This window comes from Pseudomonas sp. Pse1, from assembly GCF_024519635.1.
Lineage (GTDB): Bacteria > Pseudomonadota > Gammaproteobacteria > Pseudomonadales > Pseudomonadaceae > Aquipseudomonas.
In genome coordinates, this window is record NZ_JALJRO010000010.1 from 206,518 (window position 1) to 223,844 (window position 17,327).

17 protein-coding genes and 2 pseudogenes are annotated in these 17,327 nt (G+C 54.9%); 8 read left to right on the plus strand and 11 right to left on the minus strand.

Annotation, left to right across the window (positions count from 1 at the left end):
• The first annotated feature begins 131 nt into the window (after positions 1 to 131).
• From NR126_RS16885 to NR126_RS16905, 5 genes are all read left to right on the plus strand, one after another.
• The gene (locus tag NR126_RS16885) at positions 132 to 377 is read left to right on the plus strand and encodes a hypothetical protein (protein WP_027617931.1); all 246 of its coding nucleotides are present in this window, start codon (positions 132 to 134) and stop codon (positions 375 to 377) included.
• Positions 378 to 464: 87 nt separating this feature from the next.
• Positions 465 to 1,580 (plus strand): polysaccharide biosynthesis/export family protein, encoded by a 1,116-nt coding sequence (locus tag NR126_RS16890; protein WP_081786318.1) that lies wholly within the window; start codon positions 465 to 467, stop codon positions 1,578 to 1,580.
• A gap of 14 nt (positions 1,581 to 1,594) precedes the next feature.
• Complete coding sequence (locus NR126_RS16895; protein WP_372826699.1) at positions 1,595 to 2,254, plus strand: YjbF family lipoprotein; 660 nt, start codon at positions 1,595 to 1,597, stop codon at positions 2,252 to 2,254.
• Positions 2,251 to 3,018, plus strand: coding sequence for a capsule biosynthesis GfcC family protein (locus NR126_RS16900; protein ID WP_105754545.1), 768 nt, complete (start codon positions 2,251 to 2,253; stop codon positions 3,016 to 3,018). Before NR126_RS16895 ends, NR126_RS16900 begins: the two co-directional genes overlap by 4 nt.
• On the plus strand, positions 3,015 to 5,093 hold the full coding sequence (locus NR126_RS16905) for a YjbH domain-containing protein (protein WP_027617927.1): 2,079 nt from the start codon (positions 3,015 to 3,017) through the stop codon (positions 5,091 to 5,093). The genes NR126_RS16900 and NR126_RS16905 overlap by 4 nt, the downstream gene beginning before the upstream one ends.
• Positions 5,094 to 5,580: 487 nt before the next feature.
• Here the strand turns inward: NR126_RS16905 and NR126_RS16910 are convergent, their stop codons facing one another.
• The 4 genes from NR126_RS16910 to NR126_RS16925 all read right to left on the minus strand — a co-directional run bounded on the left by NR126_RS16910 (position 5,581) and on the right by NR126_RS16925 (position 9,542).
• On the minus strand, positions 5,581 to 6,975 hold the full coding sequence (locus NR126_RS16910) for an undecaprenyl-phosphate glucose phosphotransferase (RefSeq protein ID WP_027617926.1): 1,395 nt from the start codon (positions 6,973 to 6,975) through the stop codon (positions 5,581 to 5,583).
• Positions 6,976 to 7,321: 346 nt separating this feature from the next.
• Complete coding sequence (locus NR126_RS16915) at positions 7,322 to 8,002, minus strand: helix-turn-helix domain-containing protein (RefSeq protein WP_027617925.1); 681 nt, start codon at positions 8,000 to 8,002, stop codon at positions 7,322 to 7,324.
• A gap of 32 nt (positions 8,003 to 8,034) precedes the next feature.
• Positions 8,035 to 8,775: an EAL domain-containing protein gene (locus NR126_RS16920; protein WP_105754548.1), complete on the minus strand. Its 741-nt coding sequence runs from the start codon at positions 8,773 to 8,775 to the stop codon at positions 8,035 to 8,037.
• Between the two features lie 26 nt (positions 8,776 to 8,801).
• A complete protein-coding gene (locus NR126_RS16925; protein WP_256830672.1) occupies positions 8,802 to 9,542 on the minus strand; it encodes a winged helix-turn-helix domain-containing protein in 741 nt (246 codons plus the stop codon).
• A gap of 564 nt (positions 9,543 to 10,106) precedes the next feature.
• On the opposite strand from NR126_RS16925, the gene NR126_RS16930 reads away from it, so the two are divergent.
• Positions 10,107 to 10,940 (plus strand): undecaprenyl-diphosphate phosphatase, encoded by an 834-nt coding sequence (locus NR126_RS16930; RefSeq protein WP_105754558.1) that lies wholly within the window; start codon positions 10,107 to 10,109, stop codon positions 10,938 to 10,940.
• A 48-nt stretch (positions 10,941 to 10,988) separates the two neighbouring features.
• Here NR126_RS16930 and dusA read toward each other — a convergent pair whose 3' ends face one another.
• Positions 10,989 to 11,999: a tRNA dihydrouridine(20/20a) synthase DusA gene (dusA, locus tag NR126_RS16935; RefSeq protein ID WP_105754550.1), complete on the minus strand. Its 1,011-nt coding sequence runs from the start codon at positions 11,997 to 11,999 to the stop codon at positions 10,989 to 10,991.
• Positions 12,000 to 12,102: 103 nt separating this feature from the next.
• On the opposite strand from dusA, the pseudogene NR126_RS16940 reads away from it, so the two are divergent.
• Positions 12,103 to 12,243 (plus strand): annotated as a pseudogene (locus tag NR126_RS16940) (site-specific integrase); the annotation flags it as partial.
• 30 nt (positions 12,244 to 12,273) lie between these two features.
• On the opposite strand, the gene arsH reads toward NR126_RS16940, so the two are convergent.
• The 6 genes and pseudogenes from arsH to NR126_RS16970 all read right to left on the minus strand — a co-directional run bounded on the left by arsH (position 12,274) and on the right by NR126_RS16970 (position 16,837).
• Positions 12,274 to 12,972, minus strand: coding sequence for an arsenical resistance protein ArsH (gene arsH, locus NR126_RS16945; protein ID WP_027617915.1), 699 nt, complete (start codon positions 12,970 to 12,972; stop codon positions 12,274 to 12,276).
• A gap of 9 nt (positions 12,973 to 12,981) precedes the next feature.
• Positions 12,982 to 13,452, minus strand: a complete 471-nt coding sequence (locus NR126_RS16950) for an arsenate reductase ArsC (RefSeq protein ID WP_027617914.1) — start codon at positions 13,450 to 13,452, stop codon at positions 12,982 to 12,984.
• A 29-nt stretch (positions 13,453 to 13,481) separates the two neighbouring features.
• Complete coding sequence (locus NR126_RS16955) at positions 13,482 to 14,765, minus strand: arsenic transporter (RefSeq protein ID WP_256830673.1); 1,284 nt, start codon at positions 14,763 to 14,765, stop codon at positions 13,482 to 13,484.
• A gap of 22 nt (positions 14,766 to 14,787) precedes the next feature.
• Positions 14,788 to 15,135, minus strand: a complete 348-nt coding sequence (locus NR126_RS16960) for a metalloregulator ArsR/SmtB family transcription factor (protein ID WP_027617912.1) — start codon at positions 15,133 to 15,135, stop codon at positions 14,788 to 14,790.
• A 134-nt stretch (positions 15,136 to 15,269) separates the two neighbouring features.
• Positions 15,270 to 15,389 (minus strand): annotated as a pseudogene (locus tag NR126_RS16965) (hypothetical protein); the annotation flags it as partial.
• Positions 15,390 to 15,433: 44 nt separating this feature from the next.
• Positions 15,434 to 16,837, minus strand: a complete 1,404-nt coding sequence (locus tag NR126_RS16970; protein ID WP_155953790.1) for a hypothetical protein — start codon at positions 16,835 to 16,837, stop codon at positions 15,434 to 15,436.
• A 369-nt stretch (positions 16,838 to 17,206) separates the two neighbouring features.
• On the opposite strand from NR126_RS16970, the gene NR126_RS16975 reads away from it, so the two are divergent.
• On the plus strand, positions 17,207 to 17,327 hold a 121-nt coding region (locus tag NR126_RS16975; RefSeq protein WP_256830676.1), incomplete at its 3' end, for a sugar phosphate nucleotidyltransferase.

Consider the following 17,327-nt stretch of genomic DNA (forward strand, 5'->3'; position numbering starts at 1 on the left):
CAGTGACATGATCTGTCTAAGGTAGATGCAGAACGGATGTAAACCTCTGGTAGTTGTAGGGCCGATGGCGGTCCGTTCTAACGTCGGTTGGTACTGGGTACCAAATACTGTATATCGAGAAGGAGACTGATATGAGAAAGCTATTAGCCATCACTCTATTGGGTGTTTTAAGTACGTCTGCAATGGCCGCTGAGGCGCCGCTCACACTGAGTACTCCTCTGGTCGGCGATGTCACCGTCGGGCAAAGTCTGATGGTCGGTGCAGCGGTCGTCGCGGGGGTCATCGCGGCCTCCAACAGCGGCGGGAGCTCCAATGGCGGGACTACCGGCACTACGGGTACCACCGGTACCACGGGTACTACCGGTACCAGCAGGTAGTAGTGCTGGCAGTGTTTGGGCAAGGTCACACAGGACACCCTGGGTGGCCTTGTTTTTGGATGTGCTCTTAACCTGCGTAGTGCCAATATGATTCGTAATTTTTCTGTTGCCGTTCTGGCAAGTTTTACCTTGCAAGGCTGTATGTTTTCTCCCGGTCAACATATGGATACCAGCGACATCGTTCGTGAAGGCACTTCCGAGAGCAGTCGCGTCGAATTGATTCCGATAACGCCCAAACTGATCGCAATGAATAGCGCGTCTGAAGTGAATCAGGTGATACCGGCTGAACTGTTGCGCTACACGCCGGAAAGTTACCGTATTGGCGCGAATGATTTGCTGTTTATTACTGTTTGGGATCATCCGGAATTAACAGCGCCCTCTGGACCGCAGCAGCAAATTGATGCGAATGGACGTCTTGTTCGTCCGGACGGTAATCTTTTTTATCCCTACGTCGGCAATATTCCAGCGGCAGGAAAGACCATTGAGGAACTGCGTGCCCATATTGCCGAACGTTTGACTCAATTCGTCGATAGTCCGCAGGTCGATGTCAGCGTGTTGCGATTTGCCAGCCAGAAGATCGTCATTTCCGGTGCAGTCGTCAGGGCAGGGCAGCAACCCCTCACCACGACGCCCTTGAGTGTTGTCGAGGCGATTGGCGCCGCGGGGATCGATCCACAGAATGCTGACCTTTCAAACCTTACGCTGACGCGAGACGGGCGCCAGTACAAGCTGGATCTCGACGAACTCAATCGCGAAAGTGACTCCCAGTTGCCCAATGTTTATCTGAAAAGCGGCGACCAGTTGTACCTCGCCTACAACGATCGCAAGCGCATCTACGTCATGGGCGAGGTGGTCCAGCCTCGGGCACTGAGCTTCAAGACCAAAACCATGAACTTGTCCGATGTGCTCGGCACTGTGGGAGGCTTGAACCAGACGACCTCCAACGGCAACGCGGTGTATGTCATCCGAGGGGTTGAGAACCTCGATAAGGAACCGGCGAAGATCTTTCAGTTGGAGGCCAGTTCGCCCTCTGCCATGGTCCTGGCAACCCGATTCGATGTGCAAGCGCAAGACGTGGTCTACGTCGGGCCCGCCAATGTCACGCGCTGGAATCGCTTCATCAGCCAGTTGGTGCCTTCTGCATCCATCGTCGGTATCGGCGCCGCTGCAAAGAATGACATGAGCGAAGCCAGTAGCAGATAAGGGCAAAGTCTCCCGTGAATATTGTGCGTAGCAGCGCCTTTTTGGCGATGGCTCTCATGCTGTGTGGGTGTAACCCGCTGATGAAAGCCTCTTTCGATACTCTCAAGGCATCTGCCGTGGGGCCCGACGCGCTGGAGGTGACTCAGGCGCAGTTGGACGCTGTGCCTTTTGCTCAGATCAAAGTCACCACGTCCAGCAGCGAGGGCGTCATGGCGTTGATTCGCCAACGTGGCGACCTGCAGTTCTGGGTGGCCTCTGGCAAGCAGGTGCTGTTGATGCGCGACGGTTTGATCGTGCGCAGCGTGGGCCTGGGTAGCAACCTCGACGGTACGCACTGGGAGGATGAGTCGCCATTCAAGCGCGGTCTGCACCAGTTGCCCGACGGCTATGGCAGTACACGTCTGATTGACCTTTACGACGGATACCGCGTCGGCATCGCGGTGAACAGTCGGTTCACCCGGGTCGGTATCGAAGAGGTCAAGGTTATGGACAGGACCCTGGCCTTGCTCCGGGTCGATGAGCACATGGAAGCACCGGAAATCGATTTTCACGCCGTCAATCGCTACTGGGTCAGGCCACAGGACGGTGCTGTCATCCAGAGCGAGCAACATTTGACGCCGCATATTTTCCTGAAGGTCTTGGTGTTGCGTTCTGGGCAGGGAGCCATCAATTGAAGCGTTTGAACAGTGTGTTCGCCGGTGTGTTATTGGCCGCCGCGGGTATCAGTCAGGCCGATGTGACTGTCAGTGGTGATGTCCGCAGTCCTGGTCAATTCAAGTTCGACCCGGGAGCGCGTTTGCTGGACGTGATCACCGCCTCGCAACCCGATGCGCAAAGTTACTGGCTGGCGGCTGCTTGGTTGCGCCAGCCATTGCAGGAGCAGCAACGCCGTTTGAAGGTCGGCGTAATGTTTGATCTTAAAGTCCTACAGCAGGGTGCTCTTCTGTTTGACAAGCCTGCCCGTGCTGCATTGGCTGATCAACTTTATAAGGGGGTCGCCCGCTTGCCCGTGACCGGGCGGCAAGTTGCGGTCCTGGACCCGGTAGCGGTAGAGGTCGGCTTTGCCCTCAACGCTCAGCTTGATGATGGCGACAGCCTGGTTTACCCACTGCGCCCGTCTACCGTGGAGGTGCTGGGGGCCGTTGCGCAACCCTGCCGGCTGCCTTATCGGGCCATGCAGGAAGCCCGCGACTACCTGCGCTCCTGCCAGCCTTCGGCTGAAGCCGAGCAGGACTACCTGTGGCTCATCCAGCCCGACGGTCAGACGCGGCGTGTCGGCATCGCCATGTGGAACCGCGAAGAGGGGCATTGGCCTGCTGCTGGCGGCAAGATTCTGGTGCCCATCAAGAACGATGACCTGGACCCGCCCACCCCCGAACTCAATCAACAGTTGGCCGAGTTTCTCGCCACGCAGCCAGTGGCTGAGGTGGCGCCTTGAAGTTACGATTTGCAGCCGTCCTGTTGGTCCCGTGCGGTCTGGCTCAGGCAGAGCCGCGATTGACTCAAAGCGACTTTGGTGGGGTGGGGTTATTACAAACGCCCACCGCTCGCATGGCGCCTGCCGGCGAACTCAGCGTCAATGCCAGTCGAACCAGTCCGTATAGCCGGTACAGCCTGTCCCTGCAGCCGTTTGACTGGCTGGAAGGCTCGTTTCGATACACCGCAATCACCAACCGACCCTATGGCCCTGAGTCCCTGAGCGGCGATCAAAGTTACAAGGACAAAGCGGTCGACGCCAAAGTGCGTCTATGGGAGGAAAGCCATTGGCTGCCGCAAGTGGCCATGGGGTTCCAGGACATCGGGGGGACCGGGTTGTTTTCCAGCGAGTATTTTGTTGCCAACAAGCGCTACGGCAATTTTGATTTCAGCGCGGGTATTGCCTGGGGATACATGGGCAATCGCGGCGACTTCGATAATCCGCTGGGTTGGATCGACGACCGATTTGATACGCGCCCGGCGAGCGAGGGGACCGGCGACTTCAACTCGAACGCTTATTTCCGTGGGTCACCCTCGTTGTTTGGCGGCATTGCCTATCAAACCGCGTGGGCCCCCCTGAGTCTGAAAGTTGAATACGAAGGCAACGATTACAAAAACGAGCCGTTCGATAACGCTATCAAGCAAGACTCACCCATCAACATGGGGGCCGTGTTAAAGCTCAGTGAATCGGTCGACCTGAGTGCGGGTTGGGAGCGTGGCAATACCGCGATGTTTGGCATTACGCTGCACACCAACTTTGCTACTCGCAAGGCGCCGGCCAAGACTTACGATCCGCCCGCCGAGCCGCTTGCCGCTCAGTTGCCGACAACGTCCCCGGATCAGGTCAATTGGGCCTCCGTGTCCCGGCGTCTGCACGACAACGCCGGTTACACCGTTGAGCGCATCAGTCAGCGTGGCTCGGAACTGCTGGTGTATGGCGAGCAGTCCCGGTATTTCTATTCGGCAAAAGCCGTGGGCCGTGCCAGCCGGATTCTGGATAACAGCGTCAACGACGATATCGATTGGTTTACCTTGGTGAACAAGCGATATGACATGTCGCTGGAAGAAACCAGCGTGCCCCGCGACATGTTCCGCGAGGTCGTCAATAACCAGCAGCCGTTGCAAGACCTGCATCGATCCACCGAGGTCAATGCCGCGGTTCCGCACGCCGAGAGCACGCTATATACCCAGGCACCGAAGCCCTTTTCCTATGGTCTCGGCCTTGGCTACAAGCAGAACATCGGTGGGCCGGATGGCTTGCTTTATCAGGTCAGTGCCGACGCGGATGCCGAGTATCGTTTCACGCGCGATACCTGGTGGAGCGGGTTGCTGAGCGTCAATCTGTTGAATAACTACGACAAGTTTACGTACGACGCGCCGAGTGGATTACCACGGGTACGCACTGACCTTCGTGAATACATGACGACCTCGGACGTCACCTTGCCCGCGTTCCAGATCAACCACGCCAAGCAGTTGGACAAAGACGTTTATGGCATGGTCTACGGGGGCTATCTGGAGTCGATGTTTGCCGGTGTCGGCGGTGAGGTGCTTTATCGTCCCGCCGGACAACGTTGGTCTGTCGGGGCTGATCTGAACTTTGTGCGTCAGCGGGACTTTGACCAGGGTTTTGGTTTGCGTCATTACTCGGTCGTCACGGGGCACATCACCGGTTATACCGACTTGCCTTTTGAAGCACAGGCCGCGGTCAGCGTCGGTCGTTACCTGGCCCGTGACTGGGGTACCACGATCGACCTGTCACGTGAGTTCAACAATGGTGTGCGATTCGGTGGCTGGGTAACCCTGACCACGGCCAGTAAAGAAGAGTACGGCGAAGGCAGTTTCGACAAGGGGATCTACATTTCCATCCCGTTCGACGAAATGATGAGCCTGTCGACGATGCGCCGCGCCAATATCGTCTGGGCACCTTTGACCCGGGACGGTGGGGCACGTTTGAATCGCGCTTACTCACTGCAGTCGATGACCGATAGTCGTGACAGTGATTTGTTCTATCGCAACTTCGAGAAGATCACGCAATGACTTGTTGCGAGCTGCAGGGCCATGGGCTCTGCAGATCGCTGTTGGTTCGAGCGCAATACCCGATTAGCGTTTGCTGACGCTCGATCACTGCACTTTGACGTGCTGCGGGTGGTGCAAAAGAGTCATCAGTAATACCACCCTTTCGTTACCTTCCCTCGTCACAAATAATCTTCCAGCTGTGCCAGCGTGCCTGCACTGATCCTCACCAGGTCGTCAGCAGCAACGCCTCCAGAACCGAACTGTCCTCCGAAACTGACCGTCCTCAGGTGATAGCATTGCTATCCCTGGCGCAGCAGGTTGTCCCGCGCGCGTTCATCTGCCTGGCTTGGCACTGGATGAATACCAGGCGGGTGGCGCGTAGCGTTCTTTGGCGATCACCAAAGGGTTCCTCGGCGAGTTCGGTGGGGGTCACGCGCCTTAACGCCAAAAGGGGACGTGAGTCCCCTGGTTTGGTTAGTAGGTGCAATCCAGGATCTGGCCTTGCGCCTTAATAGATATCTTTCGACAGTAGGGTGAAAGGCGTCTTCAGGAGGATTTTTATGTCCAGCCACAACGACCAGTTGTTGATGTACTTGAGATCGATCTCGACGCGCTTCTGCATCTTGTCGATGGTGTCGGTTTCGCCACGGCAACCGTTGATTTGAGCGAGTCCGGTGATGCCCGGCTTGATTCGGTGACGCGCCATGTAGGCGAGAATCTTGCCCGAGTAGTAGTTATTGTGAGCAACGGCATGTGGACGTGGACCGACCAGGGCCATATGTCCTTGCAAGACATTGAACAACTGCGGCAATTCATCGAGCGAAGTGCGGCGAATAAAACGCCCCACTGGTGTGATGCGTGAGTCATTACGTTGGGCCTGCTTCACCTCGTGATCATCGTGTACGCGCATCGAGCGGAATTTCCAGACCTGGATGACCTTGCCGTTCCAGCCATGGCGATCCTGTTTGAAGAAGACCGGACCGGGTGAGGTCAGTTTCACCGCCAAGCCGATAGCCAGCAGCAGCGGGCTTAGAACGATGATGGCCATCAACGCCACGGTTTTATCGAGCAGGCTCTTGCTCAGGGCGGCGGTGGGCTTGCTGGTCAGCGGGCTCTCGTTCAAATGAATCGCCGGCAGGCCGTCAACATCACTGACCGAGTGGTTGAGCAGGGTCAGACTGTTCAGGTCCGGCACCCATACCACGTCTACGTTGGCATCCAGCAAATCGACATACATGGCCTCGATTTGTGCCGCCTCACTCAACGCCAGGGTGATGTACAGGCGGCGGATGTCGTGATGCTTGATCAGGTCCAGCAGTTGCTCTTGCGGTCCTACGATCGGCGGCATACCCGGCGCTGGCTGCGGTGTGGAATGGGTGCTCACAAGGCCGACAAGGGGAAAGTGCTCGATTGAACTCAGTTTGTTGGCCAGACCCTGGGCCAACTCCCCGGTACCAACGATCAGTGTTCTGCGCTCTATCTGCAGCGAGCGTTGGTAATACCTCGAAAACGCATGCAGGGGGACGTACAGCAATGCCTGTCCGATGTACCCGCACACCGCCCAAACCAAGATGATCTGACGAGAAAACAGTTCATTGGCCTTACAGAGAAAGGCGACCACCGCCAGTGCCGACAGTGTCATTGCCCAGCCCATCAGTAATCTGATCAAGCCCTCCAGATAGTTGTCTTTCTTTGCATAAACACCACACCAGGTATAGGCCGGTACCGAAGCAAGTACGGTCAGTGTTGCGCAAACGCGATAATAAAACTCCACGGTTTCGGTCTGGTAATAAACCAATATAAGTAGCAGGGTTACAGCAAGTCCCTGTCCGGCTATCCACTGTCCCCAGAAGGTCAATCCTTTGAGGGTGGTATTTCGATTGATACGAAGATTGTTAACCATGCGATATCCCCAAAATACGTCCATTTATCAGTCGACAGGCAGAATCTGAAGTTGAACAGGAAGGCTTTATTGTTGTTGTAAGTCAGACTTGTTATCACAGGCTGAAGCGCCAAGGGCGGCGCTGTCGACAATGGCCAGATTAAGTTATTGGGAGGGAGAGTGTCTGACGACTTCTAACGGCAGGGGCGGGGTAACTGGGCGTTGCTGAAGGATGCCCGGGGCGCGTTATAAATAGTCGGCCAGGTCAATAGATGAGGTGGAAGTTGCTCAGGAACAAAGTGGCGCAGGCAGGCGTGCTTTATTGTGATTGTTGTGCACTGCCGGCGTCGCGCTTTGCGGGTTCAGGTCAATGGGTGGCGCGAACTATCTTTTGAATTAGGCAATAACCCCGATTCCGAACTGAACGAAATAGGCGTTCTCCTTGATTAGCGCCTTTGAACTTTTCCTGGAGCCGACTTAAACACATTTCGAGACCTCGATAGTGTTCAGGCTCTCTGCCAATGCTGCGGATCAGATCGGCTTTGCTGACCACTCGATCATCATGATGCAGCATCTTGGTCAGTAGTTTGGCTTCCAGGCTGGTCAAGACAATCTCGACATCATCTTTGATCAGTGCTCCGTCGCCCTTGCTCAAGCACCAGGTGTCCGTTTGAGTAGAGGGCGTTTCGCGCTGTTCAGGAGCATAAAGACGCTCGCTTTTTCGGGCGATGCCCCAAGCCGAATCAATAGTGCTTAAAGCAGGGCTGGATTGCTGCTTTTGCCATTCGGCCCTGATGGTCGAAACGATGCGCTGGGTATCATGGTAAATGACGGTTGGTATCGGTGTTTCCGCGTGCGGTAAGACAAACTCCATGAGTTTTGGCCAAGACGATGGGGGTGTCGCATCTGCCAAAAACATCTGTGCCTGTGACGCGCCGTACGAGCGATAGCGCTTGCTGGCGAGGAGTTCTTCCAACTCGACTTGTAGTGCTGGGCTATGAGTGACTACAACAAGGTATTTTCGGGGGAGGCTTGTAATGCTGTCCATGGCTCTCTCCTGCGGGGTTCGCCTGTGAGTGGTTAGAGGTTATCGGCAGGGGAGTAATGGCTCCCTTGAAAGTAATCAAAGGGCAACGCGCGTGCCAGTACATGGCTGGCGGCATGCTCGACTCTATCCGCTATGAAGGCGACCTTGGTATCCTGAGTCTGCTGGGTCATGTGTTCGTAAATCCGGTTGAACAGTTCCGGGTTGGCGGTGAGTTTAAGGCTCAAGTCCAAAGTCGAAAGCGAAATTTTTATATACTCAAAAAGATTCAGAGTGGTAAAAATTCCAATGCTTTCGTAGTTAATGTTGAAACTGTCGTGGGCGAATTCGACACCCTGATCTTTCAGTTGGTACACGTTGCTGAGCATTTTCTTTTTATCGAAGAAGTTGATTGCCGGATGGGGCAACTCATTGAGTGTAATGACCAGTGTCTGGTCGAGGGTGTGCAGGGTTTCACCGCATTCAAGCAATTTTTTGGTCAGCGCATCATCAATGAGAGCGGTCTGCTCGATGCGTACGAAGCTACGGTTGAGCCCCTTAGCTTTGCCGGCGCTCTTGAGGTCTTTGAGCGCAAAGGCGTTCAGCCGGGTTTGCATCAGTGCTTCGCTGTAGATGTCTCGCGACTGACAAGGCGCAGTGGTGGACGGTGTTACCAGGAAGTCACGATGGGTCCTGATCTCACTGCCGAAGGGACAGTCGTCGCGCGCCAGAATTAACTGTCGGGACAAATAGGCATGCGCATGGTCAACGCAAGACGTGCAGTTTATGGCATTCATGATGCGGCAGCTCCCTTGCGCAGAAATCAGTGGATTGAGATCAAACCTCTGATTAATCGATATCCATATCCGCGAATGCTTTGAATCGCGTTGATGCCATACATGCCTTTGATCTTGCCGCGAAGACGACTGATCGATTTTTCCAGAGCTCTGGGGTCGTAAAAATTCACATTGAGACCCATGACTCTGGCGATTTCGTCGTGGCTCAACATCAGACTTCTCGTCTGAGAAAAAGCCTCGAGGATTTTCATTTCGGCAAAGGAAACTTCAAGTTTTTTATCGTTGCCAATCAGGCACATGCGAGTGGGATCTAAAAACAGCGTATCCGTCGTCAACCATTCCGGACTGGTGAAAATCTGCGAAAGAACCTCGGCACTTTCATCGGGCGTGTTATTCAGCTTCAGGCAAAAGTCTGCCCCGGCAAGATAGCTCTTCATCTTGTTGTAGGTGCCGGAGCCTGTGACCACCGCAACAATAATCGACGCCATATTGTTGGTCCGTACACCTTCGATCAAGGCAATGCTTTCTACAAACGCTTGGGGGCTATCCACAATGACCAGCACCGCACGGTACAGCGCCGGGTTCACCGTGTTGCTGAAAGGGTTGTTGTAGCTCGTCGCGTCGACGGTTATTTCATCCCCCATTTGGCTGGCAATCAACGCCCTGAATTCCTCAGCTACAATGGGGGTGCGGCCAATGGTGAGAATCCCTTTCTGTTCCCTCACGTGGCTCTGAATTGAAGTCGGTGTATTTCTTGTAAGCATCATGCTTTGGCTCGACTCGACTGGGTGCAGGCGAAGGCGATGTTAAAGCATCGATTCCCACTCATGTCTGACAATTGGTAACATTTTTCACCAACTGAAGAACTGAATCGCTTTTTCTAACATATCTGATAAGCCTGAAATGAGCCTTGGCGGTCCACGAGCTATGTAAGGTGCTCTTTATGGGTAACTAACCGGTTAAAAGAGGGTGGCATAATGCCTTATTTTTGTCATATTGGCTAATTCCCATAGGGTGTTAGATGTACAAGGGCTTGATACTTGTACAGTTTTTTTCTTGTTTTGTAACGTTATTTTCGTTGTATTGAGTAGCATGTTGTGGCTGGTGAATGCATCGACTGAAGGCGATATGTCTGATGCAATTTAACGACGTTATTGTCCGCGTTAGTTTCGTAATTAGACGTTTGATAACAATCGGTTTCAATACTTTAGCCGGTACGATCTACTCTCCCGTTCGACGATGGCGGCAAGACAATCCAGCCTGATTGAGCTTGGTGTTTGGACAGTCAAGGACCCTGTTTGCGACGATCGCAAGGGGCTAACGGGGGAATGATGGATCTGTGGACTACGGTCAGTGTGTTGATCTTGGGAGTTGTTGAAGGGCTGACAGAGTTTTTGCCCATATCCAGTACCGGGCACCAGATTATCGTGGCCGATTTGCTCGACTTTGGTGGCGAGCGGGCAATGGCGTTCAACATTATTATTCAGTTGGGAGCCATTCTCGCGGTTGTCTGGGAGTTCCGACGTAAAATTCTCGACATCGTCAGTGGTCTCCCCACTCAACGACGCGCGCAACAGTTCACCCTGAACCTGTTGATTGGCTTTTTGCCGGCCGTAGTCCTCGGCGTATTGTTTGCCGATACGATTCACCACTACTTGTTCAATCCGGTCACGGTTGCAGTGGCGTTAGTGGTGGGCGGCGTCATCATGTTGTGGGCCGAGCGGAGGGACCACGTGGTGTACGTCGATCACGTGGACGATATGCGTTGGACTGATGCCCTTAAAGTCGGTTTTGCCCAATGCCTGGCGATGATACCCGGTACATCACGCTCAGGTTCGACGATTATAGGCGGCTTGCTGTTCGGCCTGTCTCGAAAGGCGGCCACCGAGTTTTCATTCTTCCTCGCCATGCCGACGATGGTCGGCGCCGCTGTTTATTCCGGCTACAAGTATCGAGACCTGTTCCAGGCAAGCGACTTCCCCGTATTTGCCCTGGGTTTCGTCACGGCGTTCGTGTTTGCCATGATCGCCGTCCGCGGACTGCTCAAGTTTATCGCCAGCCACAGTTACGCCGTATTTGCCTGGTATCGGATCGCATTCGGTATGCTGATTCTGGCCACTTGGCTGTTTGGTTGGGTCAACTGGAGTGAAGCCGCTGCGGCCTGAGCAGGCGTGGCCAGGCTGGCGCAATGGCAGCCTGGTGACGAATGATACTTAACGACCTTCCAGCAGATGCGCTGCCTGATCCAGTAAGGCCAGCGGTTCTTTGGCCTTATGGATATCCACCGACAGCAGCTGTCGAAACTTGCGCGCCCCTGGAAATCCGCTGCCCAGTCCCAGTACGTGACGCGTGATGTGGTGCATTGAACCGCCCGCATCGATGTGCGCGGCAATGTAGGGCCGCAATTGCGCCAGCGCTTCAGCGCGGGTGATCACCGGCGCGGTACTGCCGAACAGTTGCTGATCCACTTCTGCCATTACATAGGGATTGTGATACGCCTCCCGCCCCAGCATCACCCCATCGAACGTCTGCAGATGCTCGTGACAGGCCTCGAGCGTCTTGATCCCGCCGTTGAGGATGATCTCCAGTTCGGGAAAGTCCGCCTTCAATTGTGCCGCCACGTCATAGCGAAGAGGTGGAATGTCGCGGTTCTCCTTCGGCGACAACCCCTCCAGAATCGCAATCCGCGCATGCACGGTAAAACTGTTGCAGCCGGCATCGCGCACCGTCCCGACGAAATCGCACAGTTGCTCGTAACTGTCGCGGCCGTTTATGCCGATGCGATGCTTGACCGTCACCGGAATCGACACCGCGTCGCGCATCGCCTTCACACAATCGGCCACTAACTGCGGATGCCCCATCAGGCAAGCGCCGATCATATTGTTCTGCACCCGATCGCTCGGGCAGCCGACATTCAGATTCACCTCATCGTACCCATGTGCCTGTGCCATCCGCGCACACGCCGCCAGGTCCAGCGGCACACTGCCACCCAGCTGCAACGCCAACGGATGCTCCGCCTCGCTATGCCGCAGAAAACGCTCATGATCGCCATTGAGCAGGGCGCCGGTGGTGACCATTTCGGTGTAAAGCAGCGCGTGTTTGGAGAGCAGGCGCAGGAAGAAGCGGCAGTGGCGATCGGTCCAATCCATCATGGGTGCAACGCTAAAGCGCCGGGACAGCGTAGGCCGTGTGTTTACTGGGCTAAAGCTCTGTTTATCTAGCATTTTCTTCAACGTGTTCTGGGCGTGATTTCGGGCGTTTTCAGGCGTTTTTGAGGGCGCGGTGGCACGATGTACCACTCAAAAACTGACGCGTACCACTTTCGACATGGCGACTATCAGGGCAAGAAAACTGGCAGATGGGACTGTGAGCTACACGGCTCAGATCCGCATCAAGCGCGACGGAGTGCAAGTCTATCAAGAGAGCCAGACCTTCGCCCGAAAACAGGCCGCACAGGCGTCTTCGAGGGGGACCTGACTTTCGACGTGCATGAAGGCCTTATATTGAGCGTTGATTCATACGTGCGCAAAGCTGCTCAGCACTTTCCTTGCGTTCAGAATAGCGGTCGACCAGAAAGTTCTGATGGTTGCGCAACAAGAGAGTGAACTTCAGCAGTTCCTCCATGACGTCAACCACTCGATCATAGTACGGTGAGGGCTTCATTCTTCCTACGTCGTCGAACTCCAGATAGGCCTTGGGTACAGAAGACTGATTGGGGATGGTGAACATGCGCATCCAGCGACCCAGCACGCGTAGTTGATTGACCGCGTTGAACGATTGCGAACCACCACAGACCTGCATCACCGCCAGGGTTTTACCCTGGGTTGGACGAACTGCGCCGAGCTCCAGCGGGATCCAATCGATCTGCGCCTTGAACACGGCCGACATCGCGCCATGTCGTTCCGGCGAACACCAGACCTGGCCTTCTGACCAAAGCACAAGGTCACGCAACTCCTGTACTTTGGGATGATCGACCGGGGCGTCATCCGGCAAAGGCAAACCGCTGGGGTTGAAAATGCGTGTTTCGGCGCCGAAGTGCTCAAGCAAGCGTGCAGCCTCCTGCACCAGCAAGCGGCTGAACGAGCGTTCACGGTTAGATCCGTACAGCAATAGGATGCGCGGCTTGTGCTCGTCTGGCGCTGCGGTGTGCGCGCCGTCGAAAAGATTCAGATCCAGGTTGGGTAGATGCTCTGACATAAAACCTCCTTAGAGCGCGCCGATTCGATCGAGCTCGTTTTTGAGCTCGTCGCGGCCGAGAGTTCCGAACGGGAGTTCAAGGAAGGCTTTGCAGCGTCGCTCGATGCGTGCAAGCGTGGCGCGGAAGGCTGTGTCAATTACCGCTTCTTCACCTGTCACGTCGGACGGATCTTCCAGCCCCCAATGGGCTTTCAGAGCCGGACCGAAGTAAACCGGACAGCTTTCGCCGGCGGCCTTGTCACACACCGTTATGACGATATCCGGCGGATTGCCTTCGAAGGCGTCGTTGCCCTTGCTGTACAAGCCGTCAATCAGGATTCCGGCCTGTTGCAGAGTCGACAGGCTGCGCGGCAGCACCTGGCCCTTGGGGAAACTCCCGGAGCTCACCGCTTCAAAACCCTGCGGCGCCAGATGATTGAACATGGCTTCTGAAAGGATGCTGCGGCAACTATTGGCCGTGCACATGAACAGGACTCGCATGGATTGCTCCTACCGCTTTTGGGCGGACGTCAGAGGCTCAGGCGCAGGGCCAGTGCCGAAAGAGTGATCAAGAGGACCGGGAGAGTCAGCAGGATGCCGACCTTGAAGTAGTATCCCCAAGTGATGCGCATGCCTTTACGCTCCAGCACGTGCAGCCAAAGCAGCGTGGCGAGACTGCCGATAGGGGTTATTTTCGGGCCGAGGTCGCAGCCGATGACGTTGGCGTAGATCATCGCTTCGCGAACCAAGCCTTGAGTGTCGCTGGCCTGAATCGATAGCGCGCCGATCAGCACACTGGGCATGTTGTTCATCACCGATGACAGCAGTGCCGACAACAGCCCAGTGCCGAGGGTAGCGCTCCACAGCCCCCGCCCCGCCAGATTGTCCAGCAGTCGGGTGAGCAGATCTGTCAGTCCGGCATTCTTCAGGCCATAGACCACCAGGTACATGCCGAGCGAGAACACCACGATTTGCCATGGCGCTTCGCGCAGCACGCGACGAGTCGAGATTCTGTGACCTTTGGCCGCGACGGCAAAAAGCACTATCGCGCACGCTGTTGCCACTGCGCTGACCGGAATGCCCAGCGGTTCCAGCGCGAAAAGCCCGAGCAGCAGTATCAGCAGTGTCCAGCCGCCGACTATGAACGTGGCGCGGTCACGGATCGCCGCCCTGGGCTCACGAAGCGCATCCAGTGCGTAGCTTTTCGGTACGTCTTTTCTGAAGTAGGCAAACAGCGCCAACAAGGTTGCGGCGACACTGGCCAGACTCACCGGCACCATCACAGAAGCGTATTCAGTAAAACCCAGCCCGAAGAAGTCGGCGGACACGATATTGACCAGGTTCGATACCACTAGAGGCAAGCTCGCAGTGTCGGCAATGAAGCCGGCCGCCATGACAAACGCTAGAGTCGCGCCCGGTGAGAAACGCAGAGCCATCAGCATCGACATGACGATGGGAGTAAGGATCAGCGCCGCCCCATCATTGGCAAACACTGCCGATACCGCCGCCCCGAGCAGCACGCAGAACGCGAACAACCGATGACCGCTGCCTTTTGCCCAGCGCGCCACATGCAGTGCGGCCCACTCGAAGAAGCCGGCCTCATCCAGCAATAAACTGATAATGATGACTGCGATAAAAGTGGCCGTCGCGTTCCAGACTATGGCCCAGACCGTGGGGATGTCCTGCAGCGATACGGCGCCGGCTGCCAGCGCAAGGACCGCGCCAAGTGCGGCGCTCCAACCGACGCCAAGTCCTTTGGGTTGCCAGATGACAAGAACGAGTGTGAAGACGAAAACAGCTGCTGCGACAAACATTCAAAACTCACTCGATCAGGGTTCAGCAGCAGGCGGCTTCGCGGACGGGGCGGCCATCCATGTTCTGCAGGCGGGTGGCGTTGCTCTTGAGCCAATTGGCGTTAGCGCTGGAAGTCACCTGCAAGATTTCGTGAACCCACTCGGGGAGATCCGGATTGAGGCGGTAATAGACCCACTGGCCCTGGCGGCGATCGAGCAGTAAACCGCTGCTGCGCAATTGCGCTAGATGCCGGCTGATTTTCGGCTGGCTGTCATCCAGAGCGCACATCAGCTCGCAGACGCACAACTCGCCCTGATCGGCGATCAACAGGGTGGCGCGGACACGGGTTTCGTCGGAAAGGCTTTTGAAGAGCTCTGGGGGAGTGATCATGGTGGCACCAAAACATATGGAAAATCGAATATACGTATATCCATATATAAAGGGCAAATAATTGTTTGTAAGGGGGCAGCAATTGAAGGGGGGGGCTATGCGAGTCGGTGCAGCGATGGATGGCTACATCCAATTTACGTCCACCGCCTGAACAAAACACTCGCATTCACCCCGCCAAAGCCAAACCCATTGGACAGCGCATACGCCATCGGCATCTGCCGCGCTTCGCCGTGCACCAGGTCCAGGCCTTCTGCGGCGTCCAACAGGTGATAGCAAGCGATAGGATGCGGTCGATGCATCAAGCTTGTTGTGCGGCTTGGATTCTGAACGCTTCCCAGTGACTGGCGGACTGCTTATCAAACGCCAGGTCACCTCTTCTATTGGCGCATACATAATTGCCGTTATTGATCAGTCGGGTTGTTCCGGAGCCTTCTTCGATGGATATGAGGTTTTCGGAATGTTCCATATTGAAAGTTGTAGCGGTCAACTCCGTGTTTCCGGATTTATCGGCAATGCAAAAATAGGGAGTGTTGTCCCACAGGATGCCAATGGCGGAGGTACCTGATGGTGACTTTAAGGCCATTGCGTAGGTGAGTGTTGTCGGTTTGGCGTCAATTTCATGCTTGGTTTTGTGGGCTAATTTTCCGCTGCTGAGGTCATAGCAGAGGAAGGAGTCATGATGTGTCTGAATCGTGCCGACCATGGGTGGGCGGAGCTTCATCTCAATGCGTTGGTGGAGTTCTGTGAGTCGTTGGCCACGAACCATGCATTTGTTTCTTGAGATAATGCGGCTGATTATAGGCAGTGAGATGTCAGGGTGCTCGGCTGCATCAATGTTCCCCAATAGGACGCTATCACACGCTGAAAGGGTTTTTGCGTCGAGCTTTTTCTGATGCGAGGATGTGTTGATAAGCCGTCCGGCTAACAATGGGTGACGGGTTGAGGCTTTTTCAATGACCATTTGCGCCCTCTTTGCACTGGCCCTCCTGGCAATGCTGCTGGTAAGGCGCAATCCCTGCAAATCGGTTTTCTCGGCTTTATCAATGAGTTCGGACATTGATTGTGTGCCGGCAAGAACTGTCGTTACATGGTGGTCGCTATGAGGGACGTGGATAACATGCATCGGGTAGCCGAGTTGTCTGATTTTTTGCAGATGAAATGAATCTTTTGCGTAGGCTGGGTCGTAGAAAGTGAAAATATTACCTGCAAGATCGTCTTTGGTTATTCCCATGCCTGACATTTCAGGAGTGAAATGTTTTTCATAACCTGTTTCGAAACCCTCACACTCGACAGGGTCAATCGACCATTGTGGGCAAAGTGAAATTATTACTCTACCTTTCAGTAATTTGGAGTATTTAAGAGCCGCATAGCCGCCCATCGATCCGCCGTAAATCACATTGTTGTCGTAGCCATTGATGAGGGGGGCTGCAACTTTTGCGGCGAGATGCATGCTCTTCTGAGGGAACCAGTTTCCTCGTTTTGCCATGAAGCCAATAGCGGATAAACCTAGTTTTTTTAGTGGCGTGTCTGCGAAGTATCTTGTTTCTTTTGCCAGAGAGATGAGGTCGCCAAACGTGATGACCACTCTGTCTGAACTGCCCTTCCAGAATAGAACTCTGATCTGCTCGTCTTCGTATATGACCGTTTCTTTGTTTTGATTCATTAGGAGGGAGTTTTCTGGCTGGCGTTGAGTGTCATTCATGGGGTTCGTAAATATAGTGGGTTTGTATATTTGACATGTTGAAGGCGCTAATGATCTTGGAAGTCTATCATTGTCATGACCATTGCTTCCATGTTTGACAGGCGTTTTCTCTATTGAGTTGGAGCGCACTTGCTTTTCAGTCTCCCTGAATTTTCTTTTTCAGTAGAGTGATGTCCGTACCGCCGGGTGCTGAATTTTTCCATGCGCGTTGAGGCTCCGTGCAGGCCTTTCTCTGTTTCTAATTATGGGGCGCTGTCGGATAGGCGGCACGCAAATTGCTCCGAATTGCCCGGGCGAGCGTTGCAAGATCATTGCCGCGTGATTAGACTGCGCCGCATTCGCATGGACCGCCTGTTTTAAGGACTTTTTATGATCAAGAAATGCTTGTTTCCAGCCGCCGGTTACGGTACCCGTTTCCTGCCAGCAACCAAGGCCATGCCTAAAGAAATGCTGCCGGTGGTGAACAAGCCACTGATCCAGTACGGCGTCG